Source organism: Candidatus Atelocyanobacterium thalassa isolate ALOHA (genome assembly GCF_000025125.1).
In the GTDB taxonomy this organism is placed as follows: Bacteria; Cyanobacteriota; Cyanobacteriia; order Cyanobacteriales; family Microcystaceae; genus Atelocyanobacterium; species Atelocyanobacterium thalassae.
Genome location: NC_013771.1, coordinates 1,131,172 through 1,145,287 on the forward strand (window position 1 = coordinate 1,131,172; position 14,116 = coordinate 1,145,287).

11 protein-coding genes and 1 pseudogene are annotated in these 14,116 nt (G+C 30.1%); 5 read left to right on the plus strand and 7 right to left on the minus strand.

What is annotated here, in order from left to right:
* Positions 1-33: 33 nt before the first annotated feature.
* Positions 34-1,125, minus strand: a complete 1,092-nt coding sequence (aroC, locus tag UCYN_RS04650) for a chorismate synthase (RefSeq protein ID WP_012954352.1) — start codon at positions 1,123-1,125, stop codon at positions 34-36.
* A 199-nt stretch (positions 1,126-1,324) separates the two neighbouring features.
* Here aroC and isiD point away from each other — a divergent pair, with 199 nt between their 5' ends.
* A complete protein-coding gene (gene isiD / locus UCYN_RS04655) occupies positions 1,325-1,537 on the plus strand; it encodes a protein IsiD (protein WP_012954353.1) in 213 nt (70 codons plus the stop codon).
* A gap of 198 nt (positions 1,538-1,735) precedes the next feature.
* Here isiD and UCYN_RS04660 read toward each other — a convergent pair whose 3' ends face one another.
* Positions 1,736-2,008 carry a UPF0367 protein family gene (locus UCYN_RS04660; RefSeq protein ID WP_012954354.1) on the minus strand — a complete coding sequence of 91 codons (273 nt, stop codon included), beginning with the start codon at positions 2,006-2,008 and terminating at the stop codon, positions 1,736-1,738.
* 312 nt (positions 2,009-2,320) lie between these two features.
* On the opposite strand from UCYN_RS04660, the gene trmH reads away from it, so the two are divergent.
* Together trmH and UCYN_RS04670 are read left to right on the plus strand one after the other, a co-directional pair.
* Positions 2,321-2,977 carry a tRNA (guanosine(18)-2'-O)-methyltransferase TrmH gene (trmH, locus tag UCYN_RS04665; RefSeq protein WP_012954355.1) on the plus strand — a complete coding sequence of 219 codons (657 nt, stop codon included), beginning with the start codon at positions 2,321-2,323 and terminating at the stop codon, positions 2,975-2,977.
* 95 nt (positions 2,978-3,072) lie between these two features.
* Entirely contained in the window at positions 3,073-4,311 is a 1,239-nt protein-coding gene (locus tag UCYN_RS04670; RefSeq protein ID WP_012954356.1) for an LL-diaminopimelate aminotransferase, read from the plus strand.
* Between the two features lie 68 nt (positions 4,312-4,379).
* On the opposite strand, the gene UCYN_RS04675 is transcribed toward UCYN_RS04670, so the two are convergent.
* The 4 genes and pseudogenes from UCYN_RS04675 to ccsB form a co-directional block, all read right to left on the minus strand.
* Positions 4,380-5,165 carry a DUF3153 domain-containing protein gene (locus UCYN_RS04675; protein WP_012954357.1) on the minus strand — a complete coding sequence of 262 codons (786 nt, stop codon included), beginning with the start codon at positions 5,163-5,165 and terminating at the stop codon, positions 4,380-4,382.
* A gap of 33 nt (positions 5,166-5,198) precedes the next feature.
* Positions 5,199-7,451 carry a ribonuclease R family protein gene (locus UCYN_RS04680; protein ID WP_041487771.1) on the minus strand — a complete coding sequence of 751 codons (2,253 nt, stop codon included), beginning with the start codon at positions 7,449-7,451 and terminating at the stop codon, positions 5,199-5,201.
* 983 nt (positions 7,452-8,434) lie between these two features.
* Positions 8,435-9,394 carry a tRNA lysidine(34) synthetase TilS gene (gene tilS, locus UCYN_RS04685; protein ID WP_012954360.1) on the minus strand — a complete coding sequence of 320 codons (960 nt, stop codon included), beginning with the start codon at positions 9,392-9,394 and terminating at the stop codon, positions 8,435-8,437.
* Positions 9,395-9,532: 138 nt separating this feature from the next.
* A pseudogene (gene ccsB / locus UCYN_RS04690) lies at positions 9,533-10,532 on the minus strand (c-type cytochrome biogenesis protein CcsB).
* 475 nt (positions 10,533-11,007) lie between these two features.
* Here ccsB and ruvB point away from each other — a divergent pair.
* A complete protein-coding gene (ruvB, locus tag UCYN_RS04695) occupies positions 11,008-12,066 on the plus strand; it encodes a Holliday junction branch migration DNA helicase RuvB (protein ID WP_012954362.1) in 1,059 nt (352 codons plus the stop codon).
* A gap of 166 nt (positions 12,067-12,232) precedes the next feature.
* Here ruvB and UCYN_RS04700 read toward each other — a convergent pair whose 3' ends face one another.
* A complete protein-coding gene (locus UCYN_RS04700; protein WP_012954363.1) occupies positions 12,233-13,168 on the minus strand; it encodes a glycosyltransferase family 9 protein in 936 nt (311 codons plus the stop codon).
* Positions 13,169-13,450: 282 nt separating this feature from the next.
* Between UCYN_RS04700 and UCYN_RS04705 the strand changes: the two genes are divergently transcribed.
* The gene (locus UCYN_RS04705; RefSeq protein WP_012954364.1) at positions 13,451-14,017 is read left to right on the plus strand and encodes a nicotinate-nucleotide adenylyltransferase; all 567 of its coding nucleotides are present in this window, start codon (positions 13,451-13,453) and stop codon (positions 14,015-14,017) included.
* Positions 14,018-14,116: the final 99 nt, after the last annotated feature.

Genomic DNA, 14,116 nt, shown 5'->3' on the forward strand with positions numbered 1-14,116 from the left:
TATTATTTCAATTGAGGATAATATGAAATAATTTTAATTTAATACTTTACATTGAGCTTGCCAACGTAATAAATGATCACACAATACCAAAGCTACCATCGCATCAACCATCGGAACTGCTCTAGGCAAAACACAAGGATCATGTCTTCCTTTACTGGTTAAGAATACCTCTAGATTACCAGATGTAACAGTTTTTTGTTTTAAACCAATAGTTGCAATTGGTTTGAAAGCAGTACGAATAATAATATTTTCCCCATTACTAATTCCTCCTTGGATACCTCCTGAATTGTTGGTTTTAGTGCGAACATTTCCTATTTTATCTATATAAAATTCATCATTATGTTGACTCCCTGTCATTAACGTTCCTCTAAATCCTGAACCTATTTCAAACCCTTTACTTGCTGGTAGAGACATCACAGCTTTGGCTAAGTCAGCTTCTAACTTATCAAATACTGGTTCTCCCAACCCTTTGGGAGAATTTCGTACAACACATTCAATAACTCCTCCTATTGAATCATTGTTTTTTTTAGTATCCTCTATTAAAGAAATCATTTGATTAGCAATTTTTGGATCAGGGCAACGAATTAGGTTATTCTCAACTTGTTCAAAAGTAATTTTATCCGGATTAATAATAGCTTCCAAATAATTAACTTGTTTCACATAACTAATTATTTCAACCTTATTAAATTGTTCAAGAACTTTCTTTGCGATCGCCCCTGCAGCTACTCTACCAATAGTTTCTCTTGCTGAAGATCTACCCCCACCTTGCCAATTTCTAATTTTATATTTTGTTTCATATGTCCAATCCGCATGAGATGGTCTAAATTTATCACTCAACTCATCATAGTCTTGAGTAAAAAAATCTTTATTATGAACCAAGATAGTAATAGGAGTACCTAAGGTCAAGCCATTGAAAATTCCAGAAACGATTTCGCATTGATCTGTTTCATTTCTAGTAGTAGTTATTTTACTTTGACCTGGTCTACGACGGTTAAGATCTTTTTGAATATCTATTTCAGATATTTCTAGACATGGAGGACAGCCATCGATAATTACACCCACTACTCCTCCATGAGATTCTCCGAATGTAGTGACACGAAATAGTTTACCAAAGGTATTACCCATATAACTTCTCTTAATTTAAATTCATTATATTGTAGATATCGTAGTGCTTTTAAATCATAAAGATTTTTATTTTTTAGACAAGTCAATATCTTTATCTTTAAAAAATTATTAAATTTTGGTAAACTGATTGAAGCTTAAAAAAAGAATAAAGCTACAATTATGATGGCTATTGTTTAAAAAGTATTGGAGAAAATGCGGAATGACTACCATAAATCTAACAGAAAAAGATATTTCCGCTTTAACGGAGGAAGACATAATAGCCCTTGTAGGCCGCTTAGACCAAGATGACTACAATAATCCTTTCGAGTCCCTTAAAGACTGGCATATATTACGAACAATACTTTTTCAACGTCAAGATTTAGCTGAACCTTATTTATATTTACTTGATATCGAAGCATATGATGAAGCATAAATAATACTATTTTTTAAAAACGATTCCTGTAGAGTTAAGTTGTAATATTAAGTTTTTTAGTAAAAATGTAAACTTTCATTTTGTGCCAGGACTATTCTGCGGAGCATCAGTTCCACTATCATATGAAATTAAATAAAATAGCGATCTATACAAGAAAATATTATTTAGTTTTTAGTAGATCGCATACTTGATAAATATTTAGTTTTTCGTATCTATTAGAGAAAAGAATCCAGGAGCTTTTCCAGTTCCAGCACTACTATCTTTTTGAGAAACAATTACTGCTCCAATGTGATCACTCATAACTGCAACCTTTTTTTCAGTTTGCTTTTCACAAGTAAGTTCAATTAATTGAGGAGAAGATTGCATCGCAGTAACAATTTGCTGATATAAAATCTCTGCATCTGCAACTTCTTTTCTTTGTACAGAAATTGGAATAGGTGTATACTTTAAAGCCAGGTCAATACTAATCATAAATACTCCTTTTAATATATACCAAGAAAAATCATGGGTTGAACTCTACAAATATCGTAAATATTTGGACAGTGATTGTTATTATTGCCTAAATATATTGAGATATATATTCTATTTTAAGAGTTACATGTAGAATTTTTATATTAATATGAATAAATGAAAACATAAGTTTTCCGATATTCAATAACATACATATAATAATTATAGATTAATAACTACTTGTTTCGGTTAATTAAACTATTTTAAATAATAAAAAATGTTATATGATTCATTTAGCAAATAAAGTGTAACATTAAAAATATCTAATATCCTGTGCTATATAAACGTCATAATCGCATAAAAGAAGTTTTAAAAAAACGTCAACCTCATTTAACTGTTTTAATAGAAGATGTTCACAAGCCTCATAATTTATCAGCAATTATTCGTACTTGTGATGCAGTAGGTATATTAGATCTTCATGTTGTTAATCAAAACGGGAAATATCCTACATTCAGTAAAGTTTCTCAAGGTAGTGAAAAATGGGTTTTCATAACAACATATATAAGTATTGATGATGCAATAAATGCTCTAAAGCGTAGAAAATTTAAGATTTATGCAGCTCACTTTAGTAAAACTGCAATTGATTATAGAAATGTAAACTATACAGAGCCTGTAGCTATTTTATTAGGGGCAGAGAAGTGGGGAGTAAGCAAAGAAGCTGCTCAATTAGTTGATGGTCATATAACCATTCCTATGTTGGGAATGGTCCAATCTTTGAATGTTTCGGTTGCTGCTGCAGTTATTTTATTTGAAGCTCAACGCCAAAGATTAGAAGCAAAAATGTATACTAAAATGCAACTATCACCTACAACATACAATAAGATTCTGTTTGAATGGAGTTATCCCAATATTTCAAAACTATATAAAAAAAATAGTAGAAAATATCCATCTTTAAAAGAAAATGGACAAATTTGTGAAGATAATTTATAAATTTCAAAATATCTAGTTCTTAATGGAAGTTATCCATTAAATTAGTAATTAAACGTAAATAAAAATAACAGTTAAAATATTGTTAATTAAATAATATGGTTAATATAAATGAAAATTATCTTAAACTTAAAGCAGGATATCTTTTCCCTGAAATAACAAAAAGAGTTAATACTTTTTTGGATTCTAACCCAAAAAACGAATTGATTAAACTTGGTATTGGAGATGTTACCGAACCTCTCCCAGAAGCTTGTATCAAAGCTATGATGAATGCCGTAGAAGATATGGGATGTCGTCAAAAATTTAAAGGTTATGGCCCAGAGCAAGGTTATTCATGGTTAAGAGAAAAAATCGCGTATCATGATTTCCAATTAAGAGGTTGTGATATTGATTCTTCAGAAATATTTATATCCGATGGATCTAAATGTGATACAGGAAATATCCTTGATATTTTTGGTAAAAATAATAAAATTGCAATCACAGATCCTGTATATCCAGTCTATGTAGATACAAATGTAATGTCTGGCAATACAGGCTACATTAATGCGGAAAATAGATATGATGATCTTATTTATCTTCCTATTAAAGAAGAAAATAATTTTGTTGCTCAGATCCCTGATATTAAGGTGGATTTAATTTACCTTTGTTTTCCTAATAACCCAACTGGTGCTGTTGCAACTAAAGATTATTTAAAGTCTTGGGTCGATTATGCACGGTTTAACAATTCAATAATCCTTTTTGATGCAGCATATGAAGCTTTTATTACAGATGAAAGCCTTCCTCACTCTATTTACGAAATAGAAGGAGCTAAAGATTGTGCTATAGAATTTCGCTCATTTTCTAAAAATGCTGGATTTACAGGAACTCGTTGTGCATTTACTGTAGTACCGAAGACTTTAATGGCGAATACAGCCAATAATTCAAAAATTAAAATTTGGGACATGTGGAATCGCCGTCAATCTACTAAATTTAATGGAGTATCTTACATTATTCAGAGAGGAGCAGAAGCTGTTTATTCGGAAGAAGGGAAAAAACAAGTTGATTGTTTGGTAAGGTTTTACCTTGAAAATGCAAAAATAATACGTGAACAGCTAGGTACTACAAAATTAAATCAAGTTTATGGAGGTATTCATTCGCCTTATATATGGTTGAAAACTCCAGGGGGAATGTCTAGCTGGGAATTTTTTGACGAACTATTGCAAAAAGTAAATATTGTAGGAACCCCAGGTTCTGGCTTCGGCTCTTCAGGAGAAGGTTATTTTCGTATTTCAGCTTTCAATAGTAGGGAAAATATTGAAAAGGCGATGAAACGCATCAAAAAATATTATCAAATTTAATATTTGAAACCGCGACATACCATCATCTTTATTTTGTAAACACAAAAATCGAATATTTTTAAATTAATTTATACTTTAGATGATATTCGATTTTTGATGTAAATTCCTGATAGTGTTACCAAGCAAATACAAACAAATCCTAGTCCTAAATAATTAGGAGTCCAGTATGCTGTATCTATTCTATTTATTTCTCCTGCTTTAATTTTCCAACTAATTTGTTGTTTTTCTTTATTAAAGTTTTCGCTAAATTTTTTCTTATTTTGAACATTTTTAATACTCCAAGGAGTGCTTAAAGTAAATTCTAAATCTGCTAACGATTTTGGATTAATTAATGTGTTTCCTTTCTCAGATAATATGTTTAAATCACGCAAATCAATTTCAATATTCAACTGATTATATTCTGCTAATAAAAAACTGTGTTTCTTAATTGATATTTGTGTCTGTAAATGAGGTATGTTGTAATCTTCAATTTTGGCATCCGAAGTCGAAGAAGATCTATTAAAACTAAAAAACGAATTAAATTTTTCTACTAAATCATCACTACTACTAAATGGAATAGTCAGTAATAGATCGTTTTTAGAAATCCTTTTAACTTTTCCTCGTAACTTCCTGGTACGATCTTCTAAGCTTTCTAGCCATTTATCTACCTCAATTGGACTAAGCTTAGATAATTGTTCTACTACACTAATATGTTGAACAATTTTTCCATGGTTTTGATTATGAAAGTTTATTTCTACATCATAGTGAACACAACCTGAAAGAAAGATTAATGAACTAAAAATTAAACAAAAGAATATAGATTTTAATCTTTTTACCTTATTTGTCTGTTTGTACACCTGGCGATAAAAACTCATACTTTTTAACTCCTTTTAAAATACTTATTATCATTAATCTTCATCCCAATCATTATTATTTGCGGCACTTCCTCCTCCAACAGTAACTAAATCAATTTGTTGTCGATAATAATCAACACTCTTCACTTCAACTTCGACCTCATCTCCTAAACGATAAGCTATATGATTTTTACGACCCACTAGACATCCGTGACGAGAACGATACTCGTACCAATCATCTTTAAGAGAACTAACATGAACTAATCCTTCTACCAATAAATGTTCAATTTCAACAAAGAAACCATAAGACTGAACACCTGTAATTAGCCCCTGAAAAACTTTTCCTGTCTGTTCTTTCATTTTCTCAGCTTTTTTTAATCCTTCAAGATCTTTTTCTGCACTTTCGGCAATTTTTTCTTGATCATTAAGATGAGTAACTAAAAAGCGAAAATCTTCTTCCAATTCTTCTTGAATTGTTGGAGGTAAAACATTCCATGTAATATTACCATGGCATTTGCTACTATAAAGATCAACCCCTATTTTTGTCTGTTTAGTCCTACGGTCTCTACCTTCGCTAAAAACTAACTTTAGTATTCGTTGAATCAGCAAATCAATATACCGTTTGCCTGGAGATATACAATGACTATAAGAGTCATTGTATGCTAAGCCAAAATGGGCTCCTGGATAACTACTATATCTAGAAGATTTTAGAGTTCCATGAAGTAAATAATTAAGAACATTGACATGAGAGGATTTATTTAATAACTGAGTTAAATTGTGATAATCTCGCGGAATAATTTCTTCATCATCTTGAAGATTGAATTCAATCCCTAGATTTTGAACCAATTTTAATAAATCTTCTAATTCTTCCCAATCTGGCTCTGGTTGAATACAGTAAATTCCTGGTACTCCTAGTGCGTTAATATGTGTAGCTACAACCTTATTCGTTAAAATTAATAGTTCGGTTAGTAAGGAACGAATAGGAGTTTTAGATGAAGCTACAATAGTTCCAATCCTACCTTCATCTTGGTAAGGTAATTTGGGTTCAAGTTGTAACTCAAAACCTCCTCTTTGAAGTCTTTGAGCTTTAATTAAAGGACTTACAGTAAAAAATAAATTTTGGAGTTTTTCAACAAAACCTTTTTGTTTACTATTAACCTTACTTGGATCCGCCAAAAGCTCTTGTGTCTTTTGATAAGTTAGTTGATGGTCAATGTTAATAATTGTAGGCTTTATTGAAAATTCTAAAAGTTGGCCACTTCTATCAAAATTCATAATTACTGAAATTGTCAGAGAATCTTTATTTGGCTTTAAAGAATAATTTTTTATTATAGATTCTGGCAACATAGGTAAAACTTTTTCACCTAAGTAGAAAGTTGTACCACGTTTCTTAGCTATTTTATCAAGGGGTGAACCTGATTGAATATGATGAGCAACATCTATAATATGAACTCCCAACTGTAGATGATTATCTTCTGTTTCTTCTAGAGTAAATGCGGTTTCTATAAATGGTGGACAATCTCTAACTACATCTTCAATAAAAGTAAAAGATGTAACATCTCTCCAATCAGAACGCTTTTCTAATTCCTTAGTTTCAATTTTTTTCGACAACTGATCTACCAGCTTTAATTCATTTTCTGTAAAATTTTGTGGTAAATCATGTTTACAACAAACAATATCAGTATCTGCTGCTGCTTCTGCATCACTACCTAGGATACGAGTAACTTTTCCCACAGGAGGATGTTCTCCAATAGGATAACGAACTATGGAAGCATGAACTAAGTGATCTATAGCTTTTTCTAAGTTATTTCCTTCTTCTGCAAGTGATAACTCAAATAATAAGCGATCATCTAAAGGAATAGCATAATAGTTATCATTATCTTTCTTAACTTGAGCTAATAGAGATGGATTGGAACGTTCTAAAATTAATTTTACTTCTCCTTCTGGTGAACGTCTACGAGTTCCCTGCTTAATAATTTTAACTAGTACTCGATCTCCATTCCAAGCATTGCTTAAATGAGCTTCTCTTACGTAAATATCCTCTTCATCTTCTTCGTCTTGGATAGCAAAACAGAATCCTTTACTTGAACAACGTAACTTAGCTTGAACAAGGTTATCTTCAATAACACGGCGATATTTACCTCGTTCTTTTTCCAAAATTCCTATTAATTCTAAGGTGTCAAGTATAGCTTGTAACTGTTGTATACTTTTGTCATCTTCACACCCTAATTTTTTTTCTAAATATTTGGACGCCACCAATTTGTTATCACTGAAGTAGGATAAAAGTGTAGCGATTGAAAATTCCATTTATAATAGTCCTTTCTAAAATGTTAAGTGAATTTAAATGAATCTAAACAATGAAAAAGTAAACATTAAATCTAATACTGCAAGTATTTTACTTAAAAAATATATACTAACTTTAGTAATAACTATTTTAAGGATGACGATTACTTTCTTTTCTATAGATTATAAAATTGCTTTAGAAAATTTTTGATGTTGTGTTGGAGAAATATGTTTCTAAAGCAGACAAGAAATTTATTTTCATAAAGGATAATTTTTACTAGAAACTAAGTTCATTAAGAATTAGAAAAATTAATTTGTTTTTCTATACAAATATATCCGGTTTACTATTTTAACAATAGAAGTGACATTCTGAGCTCATAAGTAAGAAAAATAAAATAAATTAGTTACTAAAACTTATAAAATAATATGTAACTAAAGATATTTTTATAAAAAAATCTAAGTCAAAATCATACGTTATTAGAGCAAAAAGTCAGTGACTGATGATTAGGAAAAGTACTATCATCCGGTATATTTGATATCTTATTGTAAATAATAACAAAGCTCCTATCAAATTTTACCTATATAAAAAACTGAAGATTAATAAGTGTAAAATTAAAGCTAATATAAAGCTTTCATTTTTTACTTAGACAATTTCTGTCATAACTATTCTAGTTATATCACTTATTTGAAATTTTATAAAATTGTTATATCTCTCTGAGTATTCTAAAAACTAAAATTTAGTTTTGTATTTATAATTTTTACATCACTAAATTTTCATAATTGTGAACATTTTATTGACTTTATTTTTTAGGTACATAACATTATTTAACTTAAGTATTTTAGACAATATTATTTTTTATCAATCAAAATACAAGTATCATTGCTAAAAATTGTCTTAATTATCGCAAAATCATAGATTGTAAATTCATGAAGAGTAAAAGGTTATAAAGATATTAGACTGAACTACTTAAAATTATATTTGTATTTTTAGGCGTAATATTTTTAAACTATTTTTTTACGATATAGTCATCATAGACTTCCAAAACAACTTGAACAGAAAATGAGGATGTTTGTGAACCATGGGGAGAGTTGATAAGTTTTACTCCTTCTTCTACTTGTTCAAAATTTGGAGCTTGTAACTTGTTATGTTGTAGAAACATCCGAATGACTCTTCTTTGCAAAGCCAAGGGTATTGTTTGTAATATTTTTTTATTAAGCTGAGTTTTCTTTTTATTAGAAGCTAGTTTTAGAATTTTTCCTGCTTCTTTCTCTAAATAATCAGATTCTGCTTTTAAAACTTTTGATGCTTGATATAAAGTTTTTTCAACTTGAGGATTAAAATTTAATTTTAAATATGGTACTAGCTGTTTACGGATTCTATTACGTGCATAATCAAAATTAGTATTAACCTCATCTTCCCAAACCGGTAAGTTAAGTTGCCTACAAAAAAATAATGTTTCAGTACGGGAAGTATTTAATAAAGGACGTACCAAATTGATTGAATTAGTTAAAGGTCTTGTATTTGTTAATACACTTAAGCCATGGCTTCCTGCACCTCTGATCAAATTATATAAGACTGTTTCTGCCAAATCGCTTAAAGTGTGACCTGTTACTATTGCGGTAAAGTTATTCTCTCTTGCGACTTCTAACAATACTTTGTAACGCCACTCTCTAGCTATAGATTCAGTGATTTTTAATATTTGTGTTCGTTTTAAATAAAAATCAATATTCCATTCTTCAGATATCTTCTTAACATGATCAGAAATTCCTGTATCGGATGGCCAACCATGATCACAATGAGCAATAGAAACCTCCCAATCCCATTTTATCCTGAGATCCATAATTATTTTGAGCAAACAGAGTGAATCCTGCCCTCCTGAAACTGCAACCAAGATACGTTTTTTCGGAGGAAGAATTAAACTATTTTGAAGAGTTTTATGTACTTTTGTATGAAGAGATGTCCACATTAAACGTTTCGTATTTTACTGACTAGTTTATAGAATGATAAATAAACATGAAAATTGTTTAATAATAATTATTAGAAACTATACAAAATTTGACTCTTAACATTATAGAAAAGCTACTAGTCTAACGAAAAATTTGCTTTATAAAAACCAACCATAAGAATGTAATCCATTTCCTAAAAAGGTTAACTCCTAAGTAGCATATCCAGATCATTACAAAGCCTCCCGCTGCTAGAATTGCTGGCTTTCTACCTTGCCAGTCCTTGGTTATTCTGGCATGCAAATAAGCGGCAAATACCAGCCAAGTAATAAAAGCCCAAGTTTCTTTTGGATCCCAACTCCAGTAAGAACCCCAAGCTTCATTTGCCCATACTGCCCCAGCTATTATACCAATAGTCAATAACGGAAATCCTAAGCCTATGATCCTATAACTAAGATTATCTAAATTATCTGCTAATTGAAGATGTTGAGGAGATAAATTTGTTTTAATAATAGATTCGTTATTTATACCTAAATTAAGTTCTTTGTTGTTAGAATTCTGAACTTTTTGAATCAAATGATTTGTGTTTTCAGGAAAATTTCTTGATAAATTATTTCTATAACTTCCTGTTCCAACAGAACTACCACGAAGATTAATATCTTGATTCCTTGTAATAACTAAAAAAGCAATAGAAATAATGGAGCCTACCATTAAAGTAGAATAACTCAACATCATAATGCTAACATGCATCATCAACCAATTAGACTTAAGAGCAGGAACAAGGGGAGCTGAAACCTTCATGCTTGATGGTAAAGACATTGTGGCAAAAGCGGTAATTGCCATAGCTATAGGTGTTGTAACAACTCCTATTAGAGACATACCAAGCATCGATTCAGTTATTAAGTAAGTAGTAAGAATACCCCAAGTTAGGAAAAAAAGTGATTCATATAGATTACTTAAAGGAAAATAACCGCCTTCTAGCCATCTTGCTCCTAGCAAAGTTGCTATCAGTAAATTTGCTATTATTCCTCCGGTAGTTCCTAAGGTAGGTAGCCAAGTTAAAGAAGGGAAAGCTTTTCCTATCCAGTAAATTAGCATTGTCAATAACAAAATAAAAAACGATGCATTATCTAAAAAATTTTCTAAAATTACTAAATCCATAAAATATCTAGTCTCCACCATTTTATTAGCTTATTTTCTTGTTTGATTCTAAGTTATTAATATTTTCCCATATAGTAGAAATCTTAATTTGTTCAGCTAAATATAAATATTGTTATTAATTTACACTTATATCTTAATACATAAGACTTTAACTAAATCAATAGAAGTGTATTATTTTTTTCTTATTATTAATATGTATGAGAAATCCTAAGAGATTATCTTTCAGGCTATGCCTGAAAGATAATCTCATAAGTGAATTGGTATTTGCAAAATTTGAGATTGTATCAACATTTAAAAAAGTAATATTAAAGCTCTTGAATTTATAAACAAGTTTTAAAATAGAAACTCAGTTTTTTAGAAATAATGTTTACCCTAAGGTAAGATTTATTAAATAGTAACATTGCCTAAAATATTAAGCCATTTAGCTTTTATATAAAAGTATTATGGTAATCAATGATCCAGAAGTACTAAATTAATGATCATCAAACGTAATAAAACACCTCAAGATAGAACTAATAAAAATACTTCAAAAGAGTACAAAAGAGATCTATCTAATATTCAAAAAAATGAAGAAAAAAATTATTTAATAGATGATATTCGTCCAAATTCTTTTAAAGAGTATATTGGGCAAAAAGATCTAAAGAATGTACTAGACATTATTATTAAAGCTGCTAAGTTGCGAGAAGAACCAATTGATCACTTGCTCTTATATGGCCCACCTGGACTTGGAAAAACAACTATCTCTTTGATATTAGCATCAGAGATGGGAGTTGATTGTAAAATTACTTCTGCACCATCTCTAGAAAAGCCCAAAGATATAATTGGACTTTTAGTAAAATTAAAGCCTGGAGACGTTTTGTTTATTGACGAAATTCATCGATTAAATCATTTAACTGAAGAAATATTATATCCAGTGATGGAAGACTATCGTCTTGATATCACAATTGGCAAAGGACAACTAACTAAAATAAGCAGTATCTCTTTACCGAAATTTACTTTAATCGGAGCTACTACTAAAATTGGCAGTATATCTTTCCCTTTAAGAGATCGTTTTGGATTAGTTCAACGTTTAAAGTATTATGAGTATCATGAATTAGCTTTAATTATTAAGCGTAGCGCCTTAGTCTTAAAAACTCCAATTACTGATGAAGGAGCAAATGAAATTGCTATCCGCTCTAGAGGAACTCCTAGAATTGCTAATCGCTTGCTAAAAAGAATTAGAGACTATATGCAAGTTAAACAAATGAATCTTATTACAAAAGATCTAGCTATAGATGCTTTAAATTTATACAAAATAGATTCTAGAGGATTAAATTGGACTGACCATCTAATTTTAGAAACTATGATTTTTCAATTTAATGGAGGGCCTGTCGGTTTAGAGGCTATTGCTGCATCCACTGGAGAAGATATAAAAACTATTAAAGAGGTTTATGAACCATACTTGCTACAAATTGGTTATATAAATCGTACACCAAGAGGGAGAGTCGTTACAGAAGCAGCATATAAATATATAGAGACAATAAAGAGAGAATAAAGATTTATAGAAAACTCATATCTCAATTACTAATATTATCAATAAAATCTACTCTCAAAAGATACTACTTCTTTCGAAAAAGTAATCAACTATTAGCTTTCATTCTTTATTCTCGTTTACAAAAAGAAAATTGTAAAACTTATATTTAACTATATATTCTCAATAGCTAACCATTCCATATTTTTTCTAAAATTGTTGACGAAGAAATATCAGCCAATTGATTGCTTGGAGACTGGATTGCAATACAACGATCATAATTGGTAGGAATTTTATGGTTAGCTTTAGTATCCGAAAATAGTGCTATTGTATATGTTCCTACAGCTATACCTAATTGCAATGGGACACTATCAATACAAACCAAAAGATTGGCTCCGGCGATAACTGCAGAAAGTTTTCCCAAGTTATCAGGATTGATGATTTTAAGATTTTTGCAATTATCCAAGATGGACTTTGTCCATGTTTGTTCAGTATTACTTTCAAGCAAAACAATTGATAAAGAAGGTTCTTTCTTTTGAATGCTGTTAATAATTTCTATCCAACTAGATACTGGATAAGAATTATTTTCACCTCCATATATCGCGATATAACCATTTTCTTTTACCGATAAACTTTGTAACTGCGTTTCAGTCCAGCTAATGTCATCTTTCGGAACAGCTATTTTTATAGAAGGGCAGGAAGGTTGAATATTTAATTTAAGAAGCAGATCATGATATGTTTCCGCAGCATATTGTTCTTCTTTTTGAGTGATTGAATGAGACAAGAACCATGATGTTTGCGTTTTATAACCAATACGCCAAGGAATACTATTTGACCACAATAATAATTCTAAAATCAATTTATTCCCAGTGGTGATAGCAATGTCATATCCTCTGTCACGAATTACTCCAACTAAATTTAGATAATCAGCGGATACATTACGATCTTGATAATCAAAAAAAAGAATTTCATTCACGTAGGGACATATTCGGTAAGCAGATTTAGCCAATGGCTCTACTAAAACATCAATCAAGACATTAGGATATTTATTTTTCAGACTTTCTAAAGTTGGAAAGAATAAGAGCTGTTCATTTATTCCTCCAGGAACTAAACATAGTATTCTCATAGTTTGTATTTAAATTGTGATGTTTATTTATCTAGATTACGACATAATAGTTCAACTTTAATAAAAAAGTTCTAAAAGTTTTCTAAAAATTAAAATATGTACAATCAGTTAAACTGATTGTACATATTTTTTATATTAATTTTTTACGGATTCATATTACCCTTTTAAAAAAATAATAGTAATTCAGATTCATGTAATATTTATATATCGGAATTTAAATATTTTTAGAATAGCAAAACTATTTAATATTGTGTTAGATGCTTAGTTTCAAAGTGAGACCATATGAATGAAATTGCCTTATTTGGTACAAGTGCAGATCCTCCTACAGCTGGACATCAGTCAATTATTTCATGGTTATCATTCCATTATGACAAAGTAGGTATTTGGGCTTCTGACAATCCTTTTAAAAAGCATCAAACCTCCTTGTATCATAGGACAATAATGCTAGGGCTACTTATTGACAATATATATCCACCTCGTCGTAACATTCATCTCTCAAAAACTTTAAGTCACCATAAAAGTCTTGTAAGTGTCGCTAGAGCTAAGGATATTTGGGAAATTCAAGCAAACTATACATTAGTTATCGGTTCAGATCTAGTAAAACAAATTTGTCAATGGCATCATGTTGACAAGTTATTTTCTGAAGTTTTCATCCTGATAATTCTTCGCTCTGGTTATGTAATTGATAAATTAGACTTACAGGCACTAGTTGAATTAGGAGCTAGATATCAAATTGTTGATTTAAATGCTCCTGGTGTTTCATCTACTACTTATCGAAAATACAGGGATAAAAACGTATTAATTAAATCTGTTCAAGATTATATTATTCGAGAGCAGCTATATGTATAGTATACAAAAAATAAATAGGTTCCAAAAACTTTATAGTCTCATCAAAAATATTATTTTTCTATAACTCGCAAAAAGGCCGAATTTTTAGTTATTAGTAGT

What these genes read in the sequence shown, in the direction of transcription:
- UCYN_RS04675 (WP_012954357.1), bottom strand. Translation starts at nt 5,165, where the DNA reads ATGAGTTTTTATCGCCAGGTGTACAAACAGACAAATAAGGTAAAAAGA.
- UCYN_RS04705 (WP_012954364.1), top strand. Translation starts at nt 13,451, where the DNA reads ATGAATGAAATTGCCTTATTTGGTACAAGTGCAGATCCTCCTACAGCT.
- UCYN_RS04700 (WP_012954363.1), bottom strand. Translation starts at nt 13,168, where the DNA reads ATGAGAATACTATGTTTAGTTCCTGGAGGAATAAATGAACAGCTCTTA.
- UCYN_RS04660 (WP_012954354.1), bottom strand. Translation starts at nt 2,008, where the DNA reads ATGATTAGTATTGACCTGGCTTTAAAGTATACACCTATTCCAATTTCT.
- ruvB (WP_012954362.1), top strand. Translation starts at nt 11,008, where the DNA reads ATGATCATCAAACGTAATAAAACACCTCAAGATAGAACTAATAAAAAT.
- isiD (WP_012954353.1), top strand. Translation starts at nt 1,325, where the DNA reads ATGACTACCATAAATCTAACAGAAAAAGATATTTCCGCTTTAACGGAG.
- aroC (WP_012954352.1), bottom strand. Translation starts at nt 1,125, where the DNA reads ATGGGTAATACCTTTGGTAAACTATTTCGTGTCACTACATTCGGAGAA.
- tilS (WP_012954360.1), bottom strand. Translation starts at nt 9,394, where the DNA reads ATGTGGACATCTCTTCATACAAAAGTACATAAAACTCTTCAAAATAGT.
- UCYN_RS04670 (WP_012954356.1), top strand. Translation starts at nt 3,073, where the DNA reads ATGGTTAATATAAATGAAAATTATCTTAAACTTAAAGCAGGATATCTT.
- UCYN_RS04680 (WP_041487771.1), bottom strand. Translation starts at nt 7,451, where the DNA reads ATGGAATTTTCAATCGCTACACTTTTATCCTACTTCAGTGATAACAAA.